Source organism: Guptibacillus algicola (assembly GCF_020171805.1).
Taxonomy (GTDB): domain Bacteria; phylum Bacillota; class Bacilli; order Bacillales; family Guptibacillaceae; genus Guptibacillus; species Guptibacillus algicola.
In genome coordinates this window covers 19152-43217 of record NZ_JAIVAF010000004.1, presented here as the reverse complement: position 1 = coordinate 43217, position 24066 = coordinate 19152, and the positions used below count along the sequence as shown (strand labels likewise).

Annotated in this window: 22 protein-coding genes and 1 pseudogene; 14 read left to right on the top strand and 9 right to left on the bottom strand. The window is 42.5% G+C overall.

The annotated features are described in order from the left end of the window. Positions 1-203 precede the first annotated feature (203 nt). The 9 genes from LCM09_RS14255 to LCM09_RS14215 all read left to right on the top strand — a co-directional run bounded on the left by LCM09_RS14255 (position 204) and on the right by LCM09_RS14215 (position 6142). Positions 204-587 (top strand): cupin domain-containing protein, encoded by a 384-nt coding sequence (locus tag LCM09_RS14255; protein WP_224883187.1) that lies wholly within the window; start codon positions 204-206, stop codon positions 585-587. Then, positions 574-1074, top strand: coding sequence for a DUF4825 domain-containing protein (locus LCM09_RS14250; RefSeq protein WP_224883185.1), 501 nt, complete (start codon positions 574-576; stop codon positions 1072-1074). The genes LCM09_RS14255 and LCM09_RS14250 overlap by 14 nt, the downstream gene beginning before the upstream one ends. A 78-nt stretch (positions 1075-1152) precedes the next feature. Next, complete coding sequence (locus LCM09_RS14245; RefSeq protein WP_224883183.1) at positions 1153-1689, top strand: AAA family ATPase; 537 nt, start codon at positions 1153-1155, stop codon at positions 1687-1689. A gap of 21 nt (positions 1690-1710) precedes the next feature. After that, entirely contained in the window at positions 1711-2442 is a 732-nt protein-coding gene (locus LCM09_RS14240) for a DUF5694 domain-containing protein (RefSeq protein WP_263623015.1), read from the top strand. Further along, entirely contained in the window at positions 2439-2948 is a 510-nt protein-coding gene (locus LCM09_RS14235) for a GNAT family N-acetyltransferase (protein ID WP_224883179.1), read from the top strand. The genes LCM09_RS14240 and LCM09_RS14235 overlap by 4 nt, the downstream gene beginning before the upstream one ends. Before the next feature lie 210 nt (positions 2949-3158). Continuing rightward, a complete protein-coding gene (locus LCM09_RS14230) occupies positions 3159-4358 on the top strand; it encodes a M24 family metallopeptidase (RefSeq protein WP_404800847.1) in 1200 nt (399 codons plus the stop codon). Positions 4359-4377: 19 nt separating this feature from the next. Then, positions 4378-5571: a cystathionine gamma-synthase family protein gene (locus LCM09_RS14225; RefSeq protein WP_263623014.1), complete on the top strand. Its 1194-nt coding sequence runs from the start codon at positions 4378-4380 to the stop codon at positions 5569-5571. A gap of 154 nt (positions 5572-5725) precedes the next feature. Further along, entirely contained in the window at positions 5726-5923 is a 198-nt protein-coding gene (locus LCM09_RS14220; RefSeq protein WP_224883168.1) for an IDEAL domain-containing protein, read from the top strand. A 63-nt stretch (positions 5924-5986) separates the two neighbouring features. Then, positions 5987-6142: a hypothetical protein gene (locus LCM09_RS14215; RefSeq protein WP_224883166.1), complete on the top strand. Its 156-nt coding sequence runs from the start codon at positions 5987-5989 to the stop codon at positions 6140-6142. A 215-nt stretch (positions 6143-6357) separates the two neighbouring features. On the opposite strand, the gene LCM09_RS14210 is transcribed toward LCM09_RS14215, so the two are convergent. From LCM09_RS14210 to LCM09_RS14195, 4 genes are all read right to left on the bottom strand, one after another. Further along, entirely contained in the window at positions 6358-7059 is a 702-nt protein-coding gene (locus LCM09_RS14210) for a DUF4352 domain-containing protein (protein WP_224883164.1), read from the bottom strand. A gap of 76 nt (positions 7060-7135) precedes the next feature. Beyond that, positions 7136-8560 (bottom strand): alkaline phosphatase, encoded by a 1425-nt coding sequence (locus LCM09_RS14205; protein ID WP_224883163.1) that lies wholly within the window; start codon positions 8558-8560, stop codon positions 7136-7138. Between the two features lie 373 nt (positions 8561-8933). Beyond that, complete coding sequence (locus tag LCM09_RS14200; RefSeq protein ID WP_224883161.1) at positions 8934-10211, bottom strand: DUF2254 domain-containing protein; 1278 nt, start codon at positions 10209-10211, stop codon at positions 8934-8936. Between the two features lie 107 nt (positions 10212-10318). Then, on the bottom strand, positions 10319-12142 hold the full coding sequence (locus LCM09_RS14195; RefSeq protein WP_224883159.1) for a CocE/NonD family hydrolase: 1824 nt from the start codon (positions 12140-12142) through the stop codon (positions 10319-10321). Positions 12143-12390: 248 nt separating this feature from the next. Between LCM09_RS14195 and LCM09_RS14190 the strand changes: the two genes are divergently transcribed. From LCM09_RS14190 to LCM09_RS14180, 3 genes and pseudogenes are all read left to right on the top strand, one after another. Further along, positions 12391-13293 (top strand): acetamidase/formamidase family protein, encoded by a 903-nt coding sequence (locus LCM09_RS14190; RefSeq protein WP_224883157.1) that lies wholly within the window; start codon positions 12391-12393, stop codon positions 13291-13293. Between the two features lie 183 nt (positions 13294-13476). After that, the gene (locus tag LCM09_RS14185) at positions 13477-14856 is read left to right on the top strand and encodes a Glu/Leu/Phe/Val family dehydrogenase (protein WP_224883155.1); all 1380 of its coding nucleotides are present in this window, start codon (positions 13477-13479) and stop codon (positions 14854-14856) included. 126 nt (positions 14857-14982) lie between these two features. Next, positions 14983-15326, top strand: a pseudogene (locus LCM09_RS14180) (VOC family protein). 210 nt (positions 15327-15536) lie between these two features. Here LCM09_RS14180 and LCM09_RS14175 read toward each other — a convergent pair. The 5 genes from LCM09_RS14175 to LCM09_RS14155 form a co-directional block, all read right to left on the bottom strand. Beyond that, positions 15537-16046, bottom strand: a complete 510-nt coding sequence (locus tag LCM09_RS14175) for a hypothetical protein (RefSeq protein ID WP_224883153.1) — start codon at positions 16044-16046, stop codon at positions 15537-15539. A gap of 102 nt (positions 16047-16148) precedes the next feature. After that, positions 16149-16958: a glycerophosphodiester phosphodiesterase gene (locus tag LCM09_RS14170; protein ID WP_224883151.1), complete on the bottom strand. Its 810-nt coding sequence runs from the start codon at positions 16956-16958 to the stop codon at positions 16149-16151. Between the two features lie 423 nt (positions 16959-17381). Next, positions 17382-18191, bottom strand: a complete 810-nt coding sequence (locus LCM09_RS14165) for an ABC-2 transporter permease (RefSeq protein ID WP_224883149.1) — start codon at positions 18189-18191, stop codon at positions 17382-17384. Then, positions 18188-19075, bottom strand: coding sequence for an ABC transporter ATP-binding protein (locus LCM09_RS14160; RefSeq protein ID WP_224883147.1), 888 nt, complete (start codon positions 19073-19075; stop codon positions 18188-18190). The genes LCM09_RS14165 and LCM09_RS14160 overlap by 4 nt, the downstream gene beginning before the upstream one ends. A 20-nt stretch (positions 19076-19095) precedes the next feature. Next, complete coding sequence (locus LCM09_RS14155; protein WP_224883145.1) at positions 19096-19941, bottom strand: TetR/AcrR family transcriptional regulator; 846 nt, start codon at positions 19939-19941, stop codon at positions 19096-19098. A 115-nt stretch (positions 19942-20056) separates the two neighbouring features. On the opposite strand from LCM09_RS14155, the gene LCM09_RS14150 reads away from it, so the two are divergent. Together LCM09_RS14150 and LCM09_RS14145 are read left to right on the top strand one after the other, a co-directional pair. Continuing rightward, the gene (locus LCM09_RS14150; RefSeq protein WP_224883143.1) at positions 20057-23233 is read left to right on the top strand and encodes an efflux RND transporter permease subunit; all 3177 of its coding nucleotides are present in this window, start codon (positions 20057-20059) and stop codon (positions 23231-23233) included. A 142-nt stretch (positions 23234-23375) separates the two neighbouring features. Continuing rightward, positions 23376-23918: an RNA polymerase subunit sigma gene (locus LCM09_RS14145; RefSeq protein ID WP_224883141.1), complete on the top strand. Its 543-nt coding sequence runs from the start codon at positions 23376-23378 to the stop codon at positions 23916-23918. Positions 23919-24066: the final 148 nt, after the last annotated feature.

Below are 24066 nucleotides of genomic sequence, written 5' to 3'. Positions count from 1 at the left end.
AGGGAGCTTATCCTCCTATCCTAATAAAAAAACCGCTCAGTGCCAATGCTCTGAGCGGTTTTTGGGATTTACAATAGCTATAATGGCATGGAGACTTCATTAGCTATTAGTGTGTGACTCCATTTGGATCATTTTTACAAAATAAAAAGGGAGATCGCTATTCGAATAGAAGTATGTATGGGGCATTATGTAGGAGGGGTTCGATGAAAAGGTATAGGTTTGATAAAGAAGTTGGAAAAGACATTACGAAATTTGATAGTAAGAACGTTCTGATATCACCCATAACGAGGTTGATGGAAGAAAGCATCGATGTGATGCAAATCGCGTGCATGCATCTAGAGCGAGATGGACTAATCGGCGGCCATGAAGCGGTGGTGCCACAAATGTTCATCGTCTTAGAAGGAGAAGGAATCGTGAAAGGGGGAGACCGAGAACCACATCGCATCCAGAAAGGACAGCTTGCCATGTGGGAAGCGGGGGAATGGCACGAGACATCTTCAAAAGACGGACTGACTGCGATTGTAGTCGAATCTGATAGGTTGAAACCGTTTAGCGGTCTACAGGAGCTGACTGATGAAGAGGAATAAGCTAGTTTTCACTGTGATTCTCCTCGTGCTGATCAGCGGTTGTAGTTCAGGTGACAGTTCGAAGGAAGACTTCTTTCAATACAACGATTCGTACATAGGAGATAACGGTGCAGTTGGAGCGATCTTACGACTGTTGCCAGGAAAGACAGAGTTAGAAAATTTTTCGCTACAAACAAAAAGTGAGCCTTATGGGTTAACGGCTTACTATTCAGAGAGTTTACCAATTGAAGATCAAAGAGAAGCGTTTCTATTTAATGCAACGCTTCTTTTCACCTTGATTCATAACGCTGAAACCGTCTCTGCTGAGTACGGTGACGAAATGTTTTCTGTAACGAAAGATGAACTAGAGGCGTGGTATGGCGAGACGTTTTTTGAGGCTGATTCAGAAGAAGCGCTTCTTGAACTCACTTTACCAAAGCTTGAAAATCGTGAGAAAGTGAACGAGTTTTTCGAAAATCAAACAGGAGTGAATGAAAGTGAGAAGTGATTTTTATTGTGATGAAGTCGATCTGGAGTCAATCTACCATAACTGGCATGTGGTTTCAGGAAAGGCTTTGAGCTAATTATGATCATCATGATCAATGGCGCATTTGGTGTTGGAAAGACGACCGTTTCAAATGAGCTTGTTACGAGAGTTGATAACAGTGTGGTTTTTGATCCTGAGGAGATAGGCGGAATGCTTGTAAACTTGCTGCCGTCTTATGTAAAGGAGGAAGAAGCCCCTACAGGGGATTTTCAGGACCTGGCGTTATGGAGAGAGCTCACCGTCTCCATAGCAAAACGCACAATGGAAACGTATCAGAAAAACCTTATTGTTCCGATGACGATTCGAAAGCCTGAGTATTTTCACGCGATCTTTGATGGATTTAAACGGATTGATTCCGAAACGTATCATTTTTGCTTAACTGCAAGTAAAGCAACGATTACAGAAAGACTATTATATAGAGGAGAAGTTTACGGCAATTGGTGTTTTCAACAAACTGATAAGTGTTTAGAAGCTTTTTCATCAGGGGGCTTTGGTGAGTACATTTCAACTGAAAACCGCTATGTACATGACGTTGTTGAAATCATCATGAGGAGATTAGTGATGCCGATTCTTTAGCCTTAGGAAGGAGCTTTTGTGTTGCGGAAGCCAAAGGTAATGGTACTTGGAACGTTTCATATGAAGTATACGCCAGATTTATGCAGATTGAATGTTGCTGATTTAGTAACGGAAGAGAGACAAGAAGAAGTCCGTCAAGTTGTGGACAGATTAGTACGATTTCAGCCGACAAAACTAGCGTTCGAGGTTGTAAAAGAAGAGAATGATCATCTAAATCACGAGTATCATAACTATTTGAATGGGAACGTGGAGCTCAAGATTGATGAAGTCCATCAGATCGGCTTTCGACTTGCGGAAAGATTAGACCACAGTAACGTGTATGCGGTCGATTGGATGGAATCAGTAGGAAATAGAGGGATTAGCGAGGTATACGAATGGGCGATGGAAGAACAGCCAGAGCTTTATGAGTACATAAACAAGACGTACTGTTCACAATCACATAAAAGCTTGCAAAACAAAACGATTATGGAGCTTTTACAAGAGCTAAACTCAACAGAAGAAGTGTCGAAAAATCATGAAATGTATATGAACGTTGCTCGTATTGGAAAAGACGAACAGTATGTAGGCATTGATTGGGTGCGTTGGTGGTATCAGAGGAATTTGATCATCTTCAGTAATTTGGCGAGCATTACACATGAGCCAAGTGATCGAACATTACTTATCATAGGTTCTGCTCATGTTCACTTAGTTTCACAGTTTTTAGAAGAGAGCGGTTTGTTTGAAATCGAACGTGTGGGAGATTATTTAGTGTGAAAAGTGTAAACGTACAACCATATTCTAACGAGCATCAAGAGCAAGTTGTAAAGTTAATCTCTACGATTCAACAAAAGGAATTTCATATTCCTATAACGGTAGAAGAGCAGCCTGATTTGTTTTCGGTCGAGGAATTCTATCAAACAGGTAAAGGGAACTTTTGGTTGGCTATTTACGGTGGTAGGGTAGTCGGGACGATTAGTCTTCTCGACATCGGAAATGATCTGCTTGCACTCCGTAAGATGTTTGTAGAGAAGGATTATCGAGGAGCACCTTTCCATATAGCGAGTAAATTACTTGATGAAGCAGTCGGATGGGCAAAGGAGAAAGAGGTTCAAGCGATTTACCTTGGCACGACGCCACAATTCTTAGCAGCGCATCGTTTCTATGAGAAAAACGATTTTGTTCGTATTGACTCCATAGACCTTCCGAAAAATTTCCCTGTCCTTGCTGTAGATAAGAGGTTTTATAAGCTAGATACAAGAGTGAGAACAGAAGTGAAATGAAGGACAGGAACCAAAAAATAAAAGCTTTTTATACGCAGATCCATCACCAATGGGTCTGCTTTTTCTATTGAATCTCCCTAATTTCAGCTTATTCTCAGAATCGCTAAAATTTATATAAATTGGGAGTTGTCTGGCAGCGTCTTAGGATGGTAGTATGAGTTAACTGAAAATTTAAATAATAGTCTTTCGGAAGGTGGCGACGTCCCGATGATGCCATTCGAGTTGCGAGAGTACCAGGAACGCATTCAGCAGACAAAGCGAAAGATGCTTGATGAAGGCCTAGAGGTTCTGCTCATTACTGACCCTGCGAACATGAATTATTTAACTGGATATGACGGCTGGTCATTTTATGTAGATCAAATGGTCGTTGTCATTATCGATGAAGATCAGCCTCTCTGGATTGGGAGAAAAATGGACGGCAATGGCGCGAAGGCGACAACATGGCTCCGTCACGAGAATCTTGTTACGTACACGGATGACTATGTGCACTCGAACGTCAAACATCCAATGCATGTTGTTGCGAAGACGCTTGAAGAACTCGATCAGGCTAATCGCCACATCGGCGTTGAGATGGGGGCGTACTATTTCACGGCACTCGCATTTGAGACGCTTACGACATCACTTCCTAACGCGAAGTGGAAAGATGCCACGCTCCTTGTTAACCGCGTTCGGATGATCAAGTCAAATCAAGAGATCACCTATATGGAAAAGGCGGCGCGACTCGTTGAACTCGGCATGAGAAAAGCTTGCGATACGATTTCTGAAGGTGTTCGGGAATGTGACGTCGTGGCTAATATTTATAGCAGTCTAATAGGTGGTACACCTGAATTTGGTGGAGACTATCCTGCGATCGTACCGATGTTACCTTCAGGTGAGCATACGTGTACACCGCATTTAACGTGGTCAGACAAACGCTATAGACACAATGACCTCGTCATCATCGAAATTGCAGGTTGTTACAAACGCTACCATTGTCCGATGGCGCGTACGGTATCGGTCGGTACGCAAAGTGAGAAAGTTCGAGACGTTGGAAAAGTGGTGGTAGAAGGCTTGAACGAGACGCTTGCCTTTGTAAAGCCTGGCGTAACGTGTGAAGAAGTCGAAGAAGTTTGGCGGAAGTCGATTGCTCGACATGGCATCATAAAAGATTCACGACTCGGTTATTCGATCGGGCTGAACTATCCACCAGATTGGGGCGAGCATACGGCGAGTATTCGACAAGGTGATGAGACGGTTTTACAACCGAATATGGCATTTCATTTGATTCCTGGCATCTGGTATAACGATTTTGGGATTGAGATCAGTGAGTCGATTAAGGTCACGGAGAGCGGTAGCGAAGTCTTGGCGGATTTTACTAGAAAGCTAATCGATGCAAAACGTGTTCCGATGATGGGGAACGATGCAGTCTGATAAGAGGAGGAGATTGACCTTGAGTAAACCAGGAATGGGAACAGCGTCAGTATGGGCAGGGGAAAAGGAGTATCTTTCACACGGAGCAACACAAGTCCCGGTCGTTCACAGCGTAGCGTATGGATACGATGATATGGATGAGTGGTATGAAGTTGCGGTCGGAAATAAGAAGGGTCACATCTATGGGAGAAACACGAATCCTACTGTTCAAGCGTTTGAAGATAAGGTGAAGGCCCTTGAAGGAGCAGAAGCGGCTACGAGCTTTTCAACAGGCATGGCGGCGATCAGCAATACACTTGCTACGTTCCTTTTTCCAGGTGATCGGATCGTATCCATCAAAGACACGTACGGAGGAACGAATAAGATTTTCACGGAATTCCTTCCGAGGTTAAATATCGACGTCATGCTTTGTGAGACGGGAAATCACGATATCATAGAGGATGAGGTCGAAAAGGGATGTCGCATTCTCTACCTCGAGACACCGACGAATCCAACAGTGAAAATAACGGATATTAAACGCATGGTAAAAGCAGCTCATCAGGTAGGAGCGCTCGTTGTTGTTGATAACACGTTCGCCACTCCGATTAATCAAAATCCATTGGAGTTCGGTGTCGATCTCGTTCTCCACAGTGCGACAAAGTTTTTAGGAGGCCATGCGGATGCCCTTGGTGGTGTTGTTTGTGGGAAGAAGGAACTCATCGATAAAATCTATCACTATAGAGAAATAAACGGTGCAACGATGGATCCGATGAGTGCATATTTGCTTTTAAGAGGGATGAAAACACTTAAATTACGTGTAGAGAAGCAGTGTGAAAACGCGATGAAGGTTGCGACTTTTCTGCAACATGAGGCACTTGTAGACGAAGTGTTTTATCCAGGTCTTCAACATCACCCCGGACATGAAATGGCTAAGCAGCAGATGAAGAATTTTGGTGGCATGTTTAGCTTCTCAGTAAAAGGCGGTGTAGACACGGTTCGACATCTCCTTCCAAAATTGAAATTCGCCAATCGAGCAGCAAATCTCGGAGCTGTCGAAACCACGGTAGGACCAGCGAGAACAACCAGTCATGTGGAATGCACGCCAGAAGAACGGGCGGCGATGGGCATACCAGAAGGGTTAATACGTTACTCAGCGGGTATAGAGGATGTAGAGGATTTGATTGCAGATTTGGAACAAGCGTTTCAAGCTGTTGGAAAAGAAGTGCGGGTGTAGCCAATCAGATACTCTAGTAAAAACTACTTAATGTCAGAAAAATTAAAAGAATCTGCATCTGTGAAGTTTAAAGTATTGTAAAATCGGTTAGATTTATAGTAACAGCGATAACAATTGTAGCTGCGTTTCTAATAATAGAATGGAGGATGAAACAATGGATCATCGAAAAATCTATTCAAACCAAGTGTCGGAACAAAGTCAGGAAGTAATCGCAGAGCTACTAGACCACGTCCACAATAACGCAATTAAACATAGAGAAGAGCTATTAATGAAAGAAATCGATAAAGCACTAGACGAGCGAAACCGCGAGGCATTCATGGAACTGACTGAAAGATTGAAAACTTTATATTAATAGGAATAATTGCTAAACCGCTTGCTTATAATCTAGTATCACCTAACTCAGGAGGAGATAGAGATGCTAGATTTGGCAGCGGTTTTTCATATGGCAACAGATTGGATGGTCGCAAATAAAGGGTACAAGCTACAATCCGTAATCTTGTTCGGAACACTAGGAGTTTCATTCTTCAGCTACATGATATGGTATGTGACGAAGGGTTACCGCGCGGTTTAATCACTATTATCGGTGGATTATGGGGAATAGCATGGGTGCGGATGCTGTATATCCGCGAAATAGTGGAGTTTATCTGCGAATTCTTATTTATTTCCGCGGAAATTTTATTATATCCGCGATAATACAGTAGATATCCGCGAAAAAAGGAATATATCTGCGAAACGTGTTTTCGCAGGCAGAGGAATTACCAGTGAGCTAAAAAAAGACCCCTGCTATCAGGAGTCTTCGATCGGTATTTCAATTGTCTTCGCTTTCGCCTTGGACTTCTTATCCTCATCAAATACATCGCTTGTTTTTACTGTGATCGAGGACAGTTTATCAACTTCTGTTTCATTAAGCACGAACCCCATTTGGCCACTTCGTTCTTCATTACCTTCGTACACGCCATAAAGTTCTTCAAGGTAGAAATCTTCTACAAAGCCTTTCTTCTCCCCAGAATTCGTTTCGAGTACGGATACAGGAGCGAAATCCACGGGCTCATCGGATTTGTTCTTAACCGTTACATGAAGTTTTACATAGTTGAAGTTCTTTTCATCATCTGAATACGGATGGAAGAAATCGATCAAGTCCATGGATGGGGAGTAGTTCAACACTTTAACGTCCGAAATAGTAAGTTCAACGTCACCGATTTGGGTTGTCTCGTTAAAGTTGGAGAGAGCTTTTAACATAGCCGAACCATCCTCATCTTCATGGAAATCTCCAACCTTTGTTAGTGAACTATCATCGGGTGCTTGAGGGTTGTCTTGAGCCTGAGTTGCTTGTTCATCGTTCGTTTGGGTATCGTTCTGTTTATTGTCCTCTTGCTTTGTTTCAGGTTGAGAAGAGTTCGTATCATTGTTTGATTCTTGCTCAGCGTTATTGGCACACCCAGCAAGCGATAGGGAAGCTGCTAGAAAGAATCCAATTACATATTTCATAAGGGAAAGACCTCCTGCTTATAAAATTCCCGCTGCCATCTAAGCAGCGGGAACTTTTTTCTTAGGATAACCTTAATTAGTCATCGTCACGCTCGTTATCGTCATCATCATCCTCGTCATCTTCGTTTTTCTGCTTCAGTAGAAGATCATTTACCATTTGACCAGTTTCAGTGTTGTCATGAAGGCCAATGAAGTTTTCTGATCCAGGACCGTAAGCATACACATTTACGTCTTCACCAGTATGACCACCAGTTGTCCAGCCAGTACCAGAGCGTAGGTCGAAGATTTTCTCGATCGCATTGTCGATTTCAGTTGTTTTGTCTTTTTCAGCTTTTGTAGCTTCTTTTACCGTGTTAATTTCTTCTTCAGTAAGATCAAGCTCGATATACTTGTTAAGCGTTTCTTCAACGTCAGCACCTTCAGCGATTTGTTCGGCCATAAAGTCTGGCGTACGCTTCGCTGCTTTTAGTGGAGCAGGGTCCCACTTGTATTCACCGTCGCGCCCCATAGCGAAACCACCAGTTGAGTGGTCAGCAGTCGTAACGACTAGCGTGTGCTTGTCTTTCTTTGCGAATTCGATTGCCTCTTTATACGCTTGTTCAAAATCTTGCATTTCGCTCATTGCTGCAACAACATCGTTATCGTGACCAGCCCAGTCAATCTGACTTCCTTCTACCATTAGGAAGAAGCCGTCTTTGTCTTTGCTAAGGCGGTCTAGTGCAGTAGTTGTCATATCTGCTAGAGAAGGAGTTTCTTCGTCACGGTCAATCATCTTGTCCATTCCTTTTTCACCGAAAAGACCAAGAATCTGTTCGTTGTCGTCGCTCATAAGATCTTCTTTATTCGTTACATAGCTGTAACCAGCCTCTTCAAAGTCACCAGCAAGGTCACGATCCTCGCGTTCGAAGTACTTTGTACCTCCGCCAAGAATAACATCTACTTTGTGCTCGCCATCGATCTTTTCATCGAAATAGTCATCAGCGATCGCATTGTAGTTGTGGCGGGATTCATCGTGTGCACCAAATGATGCTGGAGTTGCGTGGTTAACTTGAGATGTAGATACGAGTCCAGTAGCTTTCTCTTCTTTCTTCGCACGCTCAAGTACAGTTTCAACTTCTTGTTTTTCCATATCAACAGAAATTGCGCCGTTATATGTCTTAATTCCAGCAGCCATAGAAGTACCTGCTGCAGCGGAGTCCGTTACGCTTTCTTCATGATCCCAAGAATACGTTTGCTGCTGTCCAAGTAGCTGCTTATCAAATGCTACTTCTTCCATATAAGGAGTTGTCTTATCATCCATATAAGAACGGTAAGCCGTGTTATAAACAGGACCCATGCCGTCACCGATTAAAAAGATAACGTTCTTGATTTCGCCATTTCCTTTAATACCTTTATCAGATTTCGCTTCCGTTTCAGGAGCGCTCCCAGCAAAACTGCTGAATGCGAGTGTTGAAACAACAGCGAATGGGATTACTTTTTTCTTAAAGTTTCTAAATTTCATAATGAGTTCCTCCCGTGTTTCGTTTTCTCTCACAATGTGTACTCTACTAGACAAGCGTTAAGGACCTATTAATAGATTGTTAGGGGATTGTTAAGGTTTATGGTCCAAATGTTACAGGCAAAAATTAATAAACCTTAACGAAAAAACAAAAGATCATAAGTCTACTTGGTTAATAATGAGGTTATCTAGAGGTTTAACAGTAAAGAAATATTCTTCTTGAATAGTAGAGAACAAAAGGGGTAGTTTGCAAGCGGTTTCTAGTAAATTGGTACAAAAGGGAGAGAAGGAAAATGGAGGAGTATTGTGATTGGGTCTTTTGGTGTGGTGAATTTTTGCTAGATGGGGCCAGGCACGTGCCTGGCCCCAACTATAATTAAATTCCTACTAACTTCACACGTTTTGCATCTACATGCTTACGGTCCAGTACGTCTAATGCATCCTGATCAAAACGGTTCATAACATACTCGCTAATCTCTAACACTTTCTTTTTTACAACATCGTTACTATTTTGAGAAATATAGATCAGAGTATCGAAAATTGCTAGGAGGATGGAGACGTCCTCTTTACCATAGAAGCTTATTTGGTAAAACGTTGAATATAAAAGCTCATCTACATTTTTCTGGGAGCCAACTATTCTAGCATTTCCTTCTTCATAGTAGGTGATGTAGTTCCCACCAAGTTGAAATGCTTCTACTAACGGTAATCTTAGATAGTCGATACAGGCAATAGCCGTGTTAGGGTCATTAATTCCTGGGGAAATTGCTCTCAATGCGATTTCGACCATCTTTTGAATCCCAAAATCTATATCCTGGACGCTTGAGCGCTCATCTCCAACAGTGATGAACTGGTTGACCGCAACGTTTGCTTCGTCTCCACAATGATAAATAGACAGGATATTGCTTTCCGGAGTAACAAAGCTACCGATATATTCATTTACTTCTATCACATAGTCATTGTTAATCGCTAACGATAGTAAACCTTCATAATCGATCAGTTTAACATAACCATAGTTTGTAGCATTCACTTCAGTCACATTCACATAGCTAGAGGGGAAGTGAGGCTTAGAATTAGAGATTTTATTACCACCATTATCAAGCGCAGTAGTTGCTTCTCGTATCATTGTTAGGGAGTCATCCGTTAATTCTTTTATTAAATTACTAACCTGGATGGAACTAGCAACTCTATGCAAAAAGAAGGCGAAAAATGCGAGACACACAAAAGCGGTGATAACACCTATTGTTGCAGCTATCACTTCATGATCGATTAATTCTTTTCGCATGAATAATAATGTTAGGATTGAATAAACGAAGCCACCCATAAAGATTCCTAGAACTCGCATCGTTGTTTGATTCGTCGTGAAGTTCTTAAGGGTTCTTGGTGAAAATTGTGAAGAATAGGTGGTTAGAACAACCATGATTGTAGAAAAGGTTATGGTGGTCATGGTCAATAACGCTGCGGAAAGAGAAGCAAGAGTGGTTTGAGCAAGATCAACAGTGGTTGTTAAGAAAGAGGGAATGTACTGTTGAACTTCTTCGTAATAAACCGTATCGATTAAGATGACTACTACAGCTAGTAGAAATGATAGAACAGAATATGTTCCAGGGATAAACCAAATACTTTCCTTAATGTGTAATATGATTTTTTTTATCAACCAACATCTCCCCTTACTAGGTTGACACCAGTCGTGGTGCCTATAAAACTAGTATAGTGCAAAAGAGGGGGGTCAGGCACGTGCCTGACCCCCCCTGGAGAAAATATTTATTTTACAATTGGTACTACGATAGAAGATGGATATTCTTCATTATTTAAAATCGTAGCAATGCCACCAGTCTGGTCTAGTTGTTGTGGAGCAGGTGACATTGCGTGTGGAAAGTCACTTGGTCCAATCGAAACACGTAACTTGTGACCTTCTTTTATAACGACATTAGTAGGGAAGATTTCAATTTGTAAAGGCATTACTTCGTTCGGCGTTACTTCCTGTAGGGCAGCCCTTGTGAACGGATGCCATGGTTGAATGTTTTCACCATCTAAGAAGCGGCTCTTACTCTCATTAACTGCTCGGTGTGATGCAGCTAGCCAGCCTGCAGTGATTTCCTTAGAACTTCCGTCAGGAGCAACATCTGTTAAGCGAACAGAAAGAACTAATTCTCTCGCAGTTGTACTTGCGAAAATTTCTGCTGAGATTGGACCTGATAGTTGAAGGTCGTTCTCTATTGGATCAGTTGTGTAAGTGAGTTCTGTCGTTTCAGTTAAGCGGTTATCCTTTGTACATGGTAGAAAACTAGGAATGCCAGCTGTCCACTGGTTCGTACTTCCGGAACAAATACCGTTTACCGGCTGCTGAGCCATCATAGTAGGAGACTCATCAGGTGAAGGCGTTTCTTTTGATAGTGATGCTCCTTCATGAAGGTAATACCTTGCAGCCTGTGCCTCTGCGTGTGGCCAACCCGGCTGAACTCTGAAACGATTTTCACCAAGGACGTGTTGCGTCACGTCAGGAATTCCTTCAACGTTTGTTTCACCGATCCCCATCAAGTACTTGTCGAACCATCTTAAAGCGATTTGGTCGAGCTTTGGGATGTTATCCGCTGGTAACCCGCTACCATAATTCCCGTGCGTCCAATTCCCCATCAGAAGTTTCGTCGTTACACCATTGTCTCTCAGCTTTTCGTAAAGTAACGGTGTACCTCTTTGAAACAAATCATGTAAACCACCTGTGAAAAAGGTTGGTACCTGAATTTGATCTGCCACATAGATTGGAGAGCGCAGCTGTGCGGCCGGACCATCATAAGCAAAATCTCCACCCGTTATCGCTTCACTCAGTGTATTCGCAGGGTAGCCAGTTGTTTGCGCCGCATGATTGATCATCACACTGCTCGCTTTAATCGGTTCAGACATCGTATATGTCGGAGGAAGTACACCGCTACTAGTGACGAGTCCTAACCAGAGCGGGATAAATCCTGTATTCACCATTCCACCTGACATAGCAATATCACGATACACATCAGCCATCGGCACAACAGGAAAAATCGCTTCTAACCCTTCAGGCTGTTGAGCAGCTGTGAAAAGTTGATTGATTGCACGGTAGGAAGAACCGTACAAACCGACTTTTCCGTTGCTCCATGGTTGGTTCGCTGCCCATTCTACAAGTTCCTTACCATCACCTTGCTCAAGCTGTCCAAAGGAATCCCACGCGCCTTCAGAAGATCCAGTTCCACGAACATCCACAACCACATGAACATAACCACGTTTGATGAGATATTCATTCTTGTTTTCTTTATTGCTTTGATTTTTATTGTAAGGCGTTTGCGTCATGATAACTGGAAAAGGTCCTGCGCCTTCCGGACGATGAACGTCAGCGGTCAACACAACACCATCTCGCATTTCTATAAATATATCTTTCTCTGTGATGTAGCTGTCATACTGTGCTGGTCGATCATATGCTTCTGCGCTCAAGGTTGCTTTGCTAGTTGATGAGGTCGTCGTATTCTTTTTAGATGTAGCCTGACCACTAAGCGGGAAGAGAATCATCGTCATCATTATAAAAAAGAACAATCCGGTTCTAACGCTTCTAGTAATCATGTGATTACCTCCTATTTGTTTGTAAACTCTTACACTAATGGTACTAGTGGTTTAACGGATAATAAATATGTAGAAGTAACTAGTGGAGTATACGCCAAATGGTTTAGGAGAGAAGGACCGTGTGGAGTTTACTAATTTGTGAGTTAAGTTATTAGATTCTAAATTCGTATGATTATATAATTGAAGTAGTTAAAAATTGGTAGTCTACTTATTCAGAAGTAGTTTTTACATTTCAAGGAGGTAGAAATATGACGCATACTCTATCCACAGAATCTGTTATCTACGATTTCAATAAAACTCATGCCCAGGTGAAAAGTGTAAAAACAGGTGAAACGATTGAGATCAGTACATACGATTGTTTTGAAAATCAAATACAATCGGAAGACACTGAGATTACCGGTATCGACTGGAACCGGGTGAATCCTGCGACAGGTCCAATCTATGTAGAGGGTGCGATGCCTGGCGATGTTTTGAAAGTGAAGATCGAGAAGCTTGAAATCGGTAATCAAGGTGTAATGGTAGTAGGTCCTGAACTTGGTGTTATGGGGCATCGACTGAAAGAGATGGAGTCGAAGGTGATTCCTATTCAGGATGGTAAGGCGATTTTCAATCACATTGAAATCCCATTAAATCCTATGATCGGCGTAATCGGTGTGGCGCCAGAAGGAGAAGGCGTATCGTGCGGAACCCCTGGTGCTCATGGAGGCAACATGGATAATAAGATGATCACGGAGGGCGCGACGCTTTATTTTCCGGTAGCGGTTGAGGGAGCACTGTTTGGTCTAGGTGATTTTCATGCGGCCATGGGTGACGGTGAAGTGAGCGTTTCTGGAATCGAAGTACCAGGAAAAGCTACGGTAACACTTGAGGTATTGAAAGAAGAACGTGTCGTACAACCAATGCTTGAAAATAACGAAGTGGTCACACAGATTGCTTCATCACAAACGCTTGAGGAAGCGGTGAAGATTGCGACGGAGCTTATGATCGATCGCATTGTAGAGAAAACAGGAATGTCGGTGAGTGAGGTTACGATGCTCATGAGCGCGGTCGGGCAAGTGGAAATTTGTCAGGTTGTTGATCCACTGATGACGGTAAGATTTGTTGTGCCGAAGTGGCTGGAGGAGAAGTTTGGGGTTAGGTTGATCGGGTGATTACTATTTATCATAAATGGTGAAACTAAAGAATAGCCTCCACAGGTGGTATGCCAGAGTGGAGGCTTCTTCTTTCGCCAAAATATGACAAACTTCGGGGAGTGACAGGCACGATCCCCCGTTTGAACGTTATACAGTAGGGTAACTACTAATTGAATAGGTAAATTGGAGGGGTGATGAAAATTGGCTAGTAAATATGGAGCAGTTGTACAAGAATCGTTGGATGCACTATTACAAGATGACTCATTTATGCCGAATTTTAGTGGAGAAGAGAGAGAGCTTGCTTTTGATTCTCTTGAAGCAATTCTTTCCACACCAAACCAAATTCAGAAATCATTTCTACGAGTACCGATGGAAAATGGGAAGATCTTACGCATTCCTGCATTCCGGGTACAACATAACAATGCGCTTGGTCCTTATAAAGGCGGTGTGCGCTTCCATGAATCGGTCGATGAGGATGAGGTCGTTAACCTTGCAACATTGATGACGCTTAAGAATGCGCTTCACGAAGTGCCGTTCGGTGGAGGAAAAGGCGGCGTAGTCATCAATCCAAGAGAGTACTCTGAAAAGGAACTACATACGATTTCAAAGAAATATGTTCACTATTTCAGTGATATCCTTGGACCAGACAAAGATATTCCAGCACCAGACGTAGGTACTGGTGAGCGAGAGATGGATTGGATGATGGGTGAGTTCAAAAGTATTCATCCAGGGCAGCCGTACCGTGGGAGTTTTACAGGTAAAAGTCATTTGAACGGCGGTTCTCTCGGTCGAAGAGAAGCAACTGGTAAAGGTGTGTATTACACATTCCGTTATATGATGCACGATTTCATTAACGACAACAAAGATTGGTTTGAGAAGAACGAGAACTTATTTGCGAAAACAGCTATGGAGCATTACAAACGCGATTTAACGTTTGGAATTCAAGGCTTTGGTAATGTTGGTTCTGTTGCAGCGCTTGAAGCTTATAACTGTAACTACATTAAGACGAAGGTTGTTGCGGTGAGCGATCGGAATGTGACGCTTTATCATTCAGATGGGCTCGATATCAATGCTCTTGTAAAATACACATCAGAGAATGATGGTGACTTGCCGACATCAGATGAGGCGTTAAGTCAGAACGGCATTGAAGCAGACATTCGAGACCGTGAAGATGTGCTTTATCTTGATACGGATGTATTGATTCTTGCAGCTCTTGAAGACCAAATCCACGAAGATAATATGGAAAAAGTCAAAGCGCGTTTGATTATTGAAGGTGCGAACGGTCCGATCACGATGAAAGCAGATGATTACTTGAGCCAGAATGGTGTCCTGATCGTTCCGGATATTCTTGCGAACGCAGGTGGTGTAATCGTTTCGTATTTGGAATGGTTACAGGGACGTGAAACACAGTTCTACAGCGAAGAAGAAGTGAACACGATGCTTCTTAAGAAAATGAAAGAAACGATGGATCAAGTGTTCCCACAATTCTTTAACGATCCGTTTCCACTTCGCCAGAATTGCTATATGCACTCAGTGATGAAACTATCAAATACACTTTATCGTCACGGGAAACTTTATTAAGATTCATTTCAAGCTCCTCAGCCTACTGACTGAGGAGCTTGTTTTTTGTGTTCTTATAAAAGGAGTATCCGTTTACGAAGCGAAGCCATTAGTAGGAGAGATACAATCTATCGTAGAGGTAATGAGATGAAGATCAAAGGCTTTGGTGGAGTGTTTTGGCGATCACCGGATGTTGCTGCACTTGCGAGATGATACCAGGAAGTACTCGGAATTGAAGTGGAGTCCTGGAATGGAACAGTCATCACCCCACAAGAGGGAAATGAAACAATCTTTTCCTTCTTTACTATCAGTATTTATCGATGGATCAGCAAGTGATGTTGAATTTCCAGGTCGAAAACATTGAGGAATCTATGAAACATCTGGATGCGATCGGTGTTCCTCTAGTTAAGGAGCTTGAGAAGAGTGAATACGGTTTGTTCATTTGGATCGAGGATCCAGATGGTCGAGGCATTGAACTTTTGGAGAAGTAAGGTGTGGTTTCGATGATTGAAAACGTAGGATCATGCACAGTGTGTGGGAAAGAACTTTTTTGTAGAGATGGATTTTTGGATGGCGTTGTAGGTGAGGAAAAAGAGCTGTACTGTTTTTCATGTGCCAAAAGCGTTCCCCGTTCAAAAAAGAAAAGGGGAAGCATCTAAAAAAGCTGTTCTCCATTTTCGGAGTACAGCTTTTTATGTAGACTATTCCATCTTCATAGTATCTTTGAATGATGTGAGCTTCGTTTTTGTTGCATCTAGTAGCTCACGTACTTTTTCAACATCAGGTTCGTCCTTTTTTGCTTCATCGATCAATGGATAAAGATCTTCTTCGATATTCTTGTACTCATCAGGATATTCTTTTTCAAGCTTCTCCTCAAAAAGCTCCCAGTGAGAGTCAATCTGATTTCCGAGTTCGTTCATTTTCGTAACATCATCAGGTGATTCATCTAGAACCTTGCTAAGAGAGTCAAGGTCAGTCATTACTTGATCGACACCTGTTTCAAGATCCATTTCGCTGCCTTCTCCTGCAGTGTTGCTATCACCAGCGCCACCGCCACCAGAACTATCTTCAGTTACAGCGTCATCATTCATGGTGGATTCTTCTGATGAATTATTTTGCGTGTCTTCCTCTGCTGAATTATTTCCACAGCCCGCGAGTAGCGTGCCGGCAGCTAATCCAATCGCAAGTAGTAAAGAAGTATTCTTACTCATATTCAACAACTCCTTCCTTTTCCTTTATTGGTTCCCATTTCCATAAGAAACTAAACAGAGGGTGAAAGATATCATTCGACAAATACCGGGTGGTAACAGGCACTACATGTAGTCAGGATAATCCGTTATGATTCCGTCAACGCCTGCTTCTTTAAGGGCTTCTACCGACTCACGATCGCGTGCTGTCCAAGGATGAATGTCCATGTCATAGTCATGGATTCTATCAACGACTTCTTCATCAACTAACGATTTACCCGGGTTCACGTACTCTGCATAACGAGAGAATTCTTTTAAGCTTATATCGGTAAGGTGAGTTGGATTGTAGACGAGTACACCAACTGGAACAGAAGGAAGGATATTATGAAACGTTTGGACAGAGTCGTGGTCAAATGACTGAACGATGATCTTGTTGTTAGTAGGTTTATGCATGTTTCTTTCTTTAAGCTCGTCTGCGACTTTTTGTTCAATTCCCGGGTATAGAGATGGTGATTTGATTTCGATCAAAATACCAATCTTACCGCGATACTGATCGAGCACTTCCCCTAGCGTAGGAATTCGTTCGCCAGTGAACGATTCGTCGAACCAGCTGCCTGCATCTAAAGAACGAAGCTCTTCAAGCGTATGTTCCTTCACTTTACCAGTACCGTTCGTCGTTCGATCGACAGATGTATCGTGGATCACAACGACTTCACCATCTTTACTAAGCTGAACATCGAGTTCAAACAAATCAGCCTTCATGTCTACAGCTTTTTCGAATGCTGCCATCGTATTTTCAGGTGCATACCCAGACGCACCTCGGTGTGCCACATTAAGAATCTTATCGTCCTTTTTCGCAAATGCATTTCCAGTTGGCTTTAGGATGAGACCGAAAGCGAGCATTGCGATTAACGTGCCTGTTACGATTTTCTTCAATCAAAACAACTCCTTTTAGTGTGGGTCACTTTCAATCTATCGAAAGATTGTTAAGTGAGAATAAAGGAGAGTTTAGAGTCTGATGACGGAATATAAAAGAATTGATGAGAAAGGACCCAGAGTTGTTTACAATGTTTATGGGCGTGGACATGGTCCTGTTTGGTACACTGTAAGGGATTCAATATGAAGGAAAGGTGCTAACAAAATTTTGTACATTGAATGATTTAAGGTGAATTAGCTTTCAGGAGGTAATGGGGACCTGAGGATAGTTGGGATGACACGTGCTAAAAGTCCCTTTGAATGATAGAGGGGAGGAAGTTGATCTTCCTCATCCTGTCATTTGTTTTTCCTTTATTGAACGTAAAATAATCGAAAAAAGCTTGGAGCGGTAATAAGCTTCCAAGCTTTTTTTGAAGTTCTTTCCTACAACGGAAGATTTCTTCGTCTAAACACAAGCACCGTTGCGATGTACATAAGTAATCCTAAACCGAAGAGGATAAGAGAGACGAGCACGACGTTCACGTCACCTTTTGCGATTTTAGCTGGTTCATAGAGTGAGAAGATCGACAGATTTCGCAGCCACTCTAAGTCTGATACGATTTTGCCTGCCATATCTAAGGCATAGAAGAGAAACGTTACGCCACCAGCCGCTGCAAAGGCCATTTTCTCATCGTTAAAAAGAGACGAGAAGAGGATGGAATAGCCTCCGACTGCAAAGAAAAGGAGAAATCCTACAAAGTTGATTTGAAAGAAATCGCCCATGGCAATCGCGTATTGGTCGTCGATTAGTAATTCTCCTGCAGCGTAGCCACCGGCAAAATTAAGAAAGATAATGATAATGAGCCCAGTGATGAGCACTGAGATCTGAGTGATCGCAACCTGTGCGCGAGATACTTTTGTTGAGAGTAAGTATGCCATTGAACCTCGATCCACAAGTTTTGCAATCAGTTGAATCGCAGTCATGACGCTGAAAATTCCAAGGATGAATAAGAAAAAGAGACCATAGTATTCTGCTGAGATGAATTCGCCGTACGTCCCAAACGATTCAAGACCGAACGCCTTCATCAAGCTGTCAGGATAAATTTCTGTCAGCTCCTGAATCTTATCGATATTGTCAGAGATCATCGGGAAAAGAGATGTCATCAAGATGACATAGACTGCAGAAGCCATGCCGAAGCTCATGATGCTTTTAAAGTTTGATTTCATCATTTGTTTATACAAAGAAGGGCTCATCGAGGCACCTCCTCGGCGTTGTAATAGTCCATGAAGATCTGCTCTAAGCTCTGGTTTGTAGCGCTCACGTTCTTTACGTGATAGTTTGCTAGTTCCTTAAAGAATTCGTCATAGTTTCCTTGAACCTCAATTCGCACCATGTTTCCATCCACTTTCTCAATCGATAGACTAGAAGATTTTAGAGCTTCTACATCTTCAAGGTTGTGAAGGGTGATATCGAATATTTTACGCTGCATCGACTGCAGTTCATGGATATCTTTCACGGTTACGATTCGACCGTCTTTGATGATGGCTGCCCTGTCGCATGTTCTTTCGATCTCTGAAAAACTGTGAGAGGACATGAGGAACGTTTTCCCTTTTTCTTTTTCCTTAAGTACCAACTCGATGAACACTCTTTGCATCAATGGGTCGAGTCCTGATGTCGGCTCATCAAGGATGTAGATATCTGGGTCGTGCATAAACGTCGCTACGATTCCGACCTTTTGTTTCATACCTTTTGACATCTTCCGAATCGGTGTTTTCGGGTCAAATTGGAGGAGATGAATCAGTTCCGAGCGTTTTTCTTTTACCTTTTTCCCCTGCATGCCTGCGATCATATCGAGAAATTCTGTTCCGTTCATTCCATCTAGGAAGGCGATTTCTCCTGGCAAATAGCCAACATGTTCGCGCGCTTTCGCTTGTTCAGTCCACGAATCATAATCGAAGACCGTCGCACGTCCTTTTTGTGGCTTCATATATCCCATCAAATGTCGGATCGTCGTCGACTTCCCGGAGCCATTTGGACCTAGGAAGCCAAATACTTCGCCTTTTTTTACATCGAACGATACATCGAAGATTCCTTTTCCGTTAGAAAACTGCCGCGTAAGATTGTGGATCGTAATCATAACTAAGCCCCCTAGTAACGTTATAGAAAGTAGTTTCGTAAACGTGATGCGAAATCCAGATAGCGATCATACTTATCAAGGTTGGATGCCATCCCTTTGATAACCGCCTGGCGTGGATTCGTTCTCGCTAGTTCATCCAAAAGGATCGTCGCTGTATCGAGGAGGTTTTCATCCGTTTCTTTTTCTAGAATAAGAGATAGTACATTCTTTATTTCTTCGAGGTCATGCAAATTAAATCCTTCAGGCATAATCTGCTCGATAATCGTCTCAGTAATGACTGGTGGGTCATTATTTTCTAAAAATCCGGTCATTAAGTAATCGGTTTTCTTCGCAACAGCAGAAGCGACATCGTAATAATCAAATTCAATATTGTCTAAAATGACGAGATCGACGTAGTTTTTCATTAAGCTTTGGACAGCGAGACTCGCTTCCCACACGTATGGTTTGCATTCATCACCATAGATCGCAAGCAGATGGTTTTTGTAGAAAAGGTAAGAGTTAAACCGCATCCTTTTCACAAGCTCTTCAATCGAATCATTGAACGGAATTGCTTGTTCTCGAAATTGCATGATGATGAACTCGCGGTGATTCGCGATTTCCTCAATGAAGACCTTGATTTGGTGAATGAATTTCTTCTTTGGTGTCATTGGTTCTGTAGCTACTTCATTCACTCTACGCTGCATTCTTCTCCAATAGTACATGAGCACTTCGAATAACAATTCGTCTTTCGATTTAAAGTGAAGGTAGAATGCTCCTTTGGAGATATCGCACTCCTTCGCGATTTCTTGAACGGAGGTTGCGCTGAACCCTTTCTTCGCAAAGAGTTTAATCGCATTTTCTATTATAAGTACCTTTTTTTGATCCATATCGTGACCACCTTCTATCATGTTGATGAACATTTCTTCCTTGACCTCTGACCAAGTGGTCATGTATATTTTATAACAGATTGACTACTTGGTCAAAAAGGGAAGGGGAGAACGTATGAGTAAGATAATAAATTTTTCGATGAACAATAAATTTGCTGTCTGGCTGATGACCATCATCATTACTGCTGCTGGTCTTTATTCCGGATTAAATATGAAGTTAGAAACGATTCCAAATATCGATCCTCCAATTATTACGGTTACGACTGTGTATCCAGGAGCGACACCTGCAGAGGTGGCTGATGAGATATCAGAACCGATCGAGCAGAAGGTGCAGAACTTAAGTGGCATGAAAACCGTAAGCTCAAGTTCATTCCAGAATGCTTCTAGTCTGCAGCTTGAATATAATTTCAGTAAAGATTTAGATGAAGCAGAGGATGAATTACAAGAAGCCGTCAACGAAGTTTCGTTACCAGAAGGCGCAGAGTCGCCAGATGTATCGAGAGTCAACTTCAATGCATTTCCTGTTATCAGTATGAGTGTTACGAATGAGGATGGCAATCTCGCTGAGTTAACTTCTACGGTTGAAGACAAGATTGCTCCTGCACTCGAAGGATTAGATGGTGTAGGAGACGTTCAAGTTGCTGGTCAACAAGTAAGAGAAGTTCAGCTTCAGTTTGATGAGGAAGCACTAGCCGAACGCGGCATGGATCAGGAATCGGTAACGAATTTAATAAAAGGCTCTAAAGTAGCATTCCCATTAGGGTTGTATACGTTTAATGATACACAAAAATCTGTCGTAATCGATGGAAACATCACAACGATCGATGATTTAGAAGAACTACAAATTCCGATGATTCCTTCAGAAAACGCACAAGCACCACAAGGAAGTGCTGCAGAAGGGCAGAATGCAGCTGGGACAGCTCCACAGGGGCAAGGAGCTACTGGGACACCACCAGCTCAAGGTGCAGCTGGAGCATCGTCAGCCCAAAGTGCTAATGCACAACAAGGCATTCCTACAGTTGCTTTAGGTGAACTTGCTGAGTTCGAAATCGTTGCGGACGCTGAGTCAATTTCACGTACGAACGGTGAAGAATCGATCACAGTCCAAGTCATCAAGTCGCAAGAAGCCAACACGGTCGACGTTGTTGATTTGGTGAAGGAACAAGCTGCAGAGTTTGAAAACGAACTCGACGGCATCGATTTCATTTTTACGTTCGATCAGGGTGAGCCGATCGAAGAGTCAGTGAGTACGATGTTGAATAAAGCATTGTTCGGCGGATTGTTTGCTGTCATCGTAATCTTGTTGTTCCTGCGTAATATACGAACAACGTTGATTTCGGTTGTATCGATTCCGCTATCTCTATTTATTGCGTTACTCGTATTAAATCAGATGGGGATCACGCTTAATATCATGACCCTCGGAGCGATGACGGTTGCGATCGGACGGGTTGTCGATGACTCGATTGTTGTTGTGGAGAATATATACAGGCGAATGTCGCTGAAAGAAGAGAAGTTAGAAGGTAAGGAATTGATCAGGTCCGCAACGAAGGAAATGTTCATGCCGATCCTTTCGTCTACAATCGTTACGATCGCTGTATTCCTACCGCTAGGACTCGTTGAAGGTGTTGTAGGGCAAATCTTCCTACCATTCGCATTGACAGTAGTCTTTGCACTACTTGCATCATTAATTGTTGCGGTTACGATCGTACCGATGATGTCACATTCATTATTAAATAAAGAACAAGCGATGAAGAGCCATAAGGAAGGTCCAGGGAAACTCGCTACTTGGTACCGTTCAGCTCTAAACAGTGTTCTAAGTCATAAAATTATTTCATCTCTTGTTGCGATCGGTGTACTAGTAGGTAGTATCGCAATGATTCCACTAGTAGGCGTTAGTTTCTTACCAGGTGAAGAAGAGAAGATGGTGATGCCAACGTTCAGTCCTGCACCAGGTCAAACGCTTGAAGATGTTGAGTCGATCGCTCTTGAAGCAGAAGAGTATTTTGAAGGACGCGACAATGTCGAAATTATTCAATACTCTGTTGGTGGAGAAAATCCGATGAATCCTGGGGCATCGAACCAGGCAGCATTCTTCGTGATGTATGCAGATGACACGGAGAACTTCTCTGAAGAAAAAGAACAGGTCATCAAAGATTTGAAAAACATGACTGACAAAGGTGAATGGAACAATCAGGACTTCTCATCAACAGGTTCTAGTAACGACATCCAGGTTCAAGTGTTTGGCGATACGATGGATGACATCAAACCTTATGTAGAAGAAGTAGAAGGCGTTCTTAATGACGAGGATGACTTGAACGAAGCAGAATCAAGCCTTTCAGAGTCTTATGAAGAATATACGCTCGTTGCTGATCAAGAAAAGCTCAGTCAGATAGGGCTAACTGCAGGTCAAGTCGGCATGGAACTTGGTCAGAACGGCCAGCGTTCAGAAATTACGACTATCAAAGAAGATGGAGAAGAGCTTCAAGTGTTCATCGAAGTTGAGAAAGATGACTACGAGACGTTTGAAGATCTAACAGATAAAGAAATTCAGTCACCCACTGGCGTATCTGTACCAATCAACGAACTGTTTAACGTTGAAGAAGGAACGACTGAAGATACGATTACACGACGTAATGGGAAAGTTTACGGAAGTGTAACGGCAAAAGCGAAGACGGATGACATTGGTTCCGTATCAGCTGATGTGAAAGAAGAATTGAACAAAATCGATCATCCAGATTCGATTGAGATCTCGATCGGCGGGGTAACTGAGGATATCAATGAATCCTTTAGCCAGCTAGGTCTTGCGATGCTTGCAGCGATCGCAATCGTCTATGTTGTGCTCGTTATCTTCTTTGGAGGCGCGCTCGCACCATTTGCGATTTTGTTCTCTCTTCCATTCACGATTATAGGAGCAGTACTCGGCCTATTGATCGGTGGCGAAACGTTAAGTATTTCAGCCCTGATCGGTGCACTGATGCTGATCGGAATCGTGGTTACGAACGGTATCGTATTGATCGACCGCGTCATCCAGAAAGAAAAAGAAGGCTATTCAACGCGTGAAGCATTACTCGATGCTGGTATGACGCGCTTACGACCGATCTTGATGACGGCTCTCGCGACAATCGGTGCGCTATTACCACTCGCACTCGGTTTCGAAGGTGGTTCCATCATCAGTAAAGGTCTTGGACTAACCGTAATCGGTGGTCTTGCGAGCTCGACGCTCCTCACGCTACTAATCGTACCTCTTGTGTATGAAATGTTGAGTAAGTTTCAAAAGCCCAAAAAAGCATAAAAGATAGAGTGTTAAGCATGACGTGTGGGTTTCCGCGCGTCATGTTTTTTTTGGGAATTGTACAGATGGGTTCCAATATTATGGAAGGGATGTGAGGTGGTTGTTAGAACTTATTAGTGGGATAAGATAAAGGGGGGATCTTGTGAAAAAGAGGGTATTTTATTCAATCGTGTTAGGATTCGGTTTGCTTGTTGGGTGTAGTGATGAAGGTGTTACAAGTAATCAAACGAATAAGGAAGACGCCAAGGAGACAGTTAAGGAAGTGCAAGTTGAGATGGCAGAGGTCAAAGAATTTACACTCGACGCACATGAAATGAAGGCGTATGAGAATTTTGCAGAAGATTTAAATGAGGAACATCTTACTGGATTGGAACCTATTAGCATCGCGAAGCTACATATATACGCATCGTTACAACAAGATCATGATGTTCACTACGCTCTCTATACGGACAGAGAAGGACACGTGAAGTGGTCAAAAGAAGAAGATGAGAAGATTCCAGAGAGTGATCGGGGAACGAAGGAAAGTATGTTAACATATGTTGAAGGAATTCAAGATGGGGAATTCAAGCAGATGGATGACGTTACTGGCTATATTGAATTTCATAATAGCCGTGGAACTAGCGCTTATCAGATGATAAAAGATGAAAGTGGGATTTGGAAAGTAGCATTCATGCCAATCCAATAGCTCGATCTCAGGCTATTTTTTAGCACTTAAAATGCCATGGATTGTATACTATATAGAAAGGTACAATCATCTATGAAGTGAGCTGAGGATATGAAAAGCTTCTTTCGGAAGGTATTTGGTTTAGAGAAATGCATGATTTGTAAACAAA

Excerpts from the sequence above, each read along its gene's own strand:
- LCM09_RS14255 (WP_224883187.1), top strand. The coding sequence starts at position 204 with ATGAAAAGGTATAGGTTTGATAAAGAAGTTGGAAAAGACATTACGAAA.
- LCM09_RS14250 (WP_224883185.1), top strand. The coding sequence starts at position 574 with ATGAAGAGGAATAAGCTAGTTTTCACTGTGATTCTCCTCGTGCTGATC.
- LCM09_RS14245 (WP_224883183.1), top strand. The coding sequence starts at position 1,153 with ATGATCATCATGATCAATGGCGCATTTGGTGTTGGAAAGACGACCGTT.
- LCM09_RS14230 (WP_404800847.1), top strand. The coding sequence starts at position 3,159 with ATGCCATTCGAGTTGCGAGAGTACCAGGAACGCATTCAGCAGACAAAG.
- LCM09_RS14220 (WP_224883168.1), top strand. The coding sequence starts at position 5,726 with ATGGATCATCGAAAAATCTATTCAAACCAAGTGTCGGAACAAAGTCAG.
- LCM09_RS14215 (WP_224883166.1), top strand. The coding sequence starts at position 5,987 with ATGCTAGATTTGGCAGCGGTTTTTCATATGGCAACAGATTGGATGGTC.
- LCM09_RS14210 (WP_224883164.1), bottom strand. The coding sequence starts at position 7,059 with ATGAAATATGTAATTGGATTCTTTCTAGCAGCTTCCCTATCGCTTGCT.
- LCM09_RS14205 (WP_224883163.1), bottom strand. The coding sequence starts at position 8,560 with ATGAAATTTAGAAACTTTAAGAAAAAAGTAATCCCATTCGCTGTTGTT.
- LCM09_RS14195 (WP_224883159.1), bottom strand. The coding sequence starts at position 12,142 with ATGATTACTAGAAGCGTTAGAACCGGATTGTTCTTTTTTATAATGATG.
- LCM09_RS14190 (WP_224883157.1), top strand. The coding sequence starts at position 12,391 with ATGACGCATACTCTATCCACAGAATCTGTTATCTACGATTTCAATAAA.
- LCM09_RS14175 (WP_224883153.1), bottom strand. The coding sequence starts at position 16,046 with ATGAGTAAGAATACTTCTTTACTACTTGCGATTGGATTAGCTGCCGGC.
- LCM09_RS14165 (WP_224883149.1), bottom strand. The coding sequence starts at position 18,191 with ATGAGCCCTTCTTTGTATAAACAAATGATGAAATCAAACTTTAAAAGC.
- LCM09_RS14160 (WP_224883147.1), bottom strand. The coding sequence starts at position 19,075 with ATGATTACGATCCACAATCTTACGCGGCAGTTTTCTAACGGAAAAGGA.
- LCM09_RS14155 (WP_224883145.1), bottom strand. The coding sequence starts at position 19,941 with ATGGATCAAAAAAAGGTACTTATAATAGAAAATGCGATTAAACTCTTT.
- LCM09_RS14150 (WP_224883143.1), top strand. The coding sequence starts at position 20,057 with ATGAGTAAGATAATAAATTTTTCGATGAACAATAAATTTGCTGTCTGG.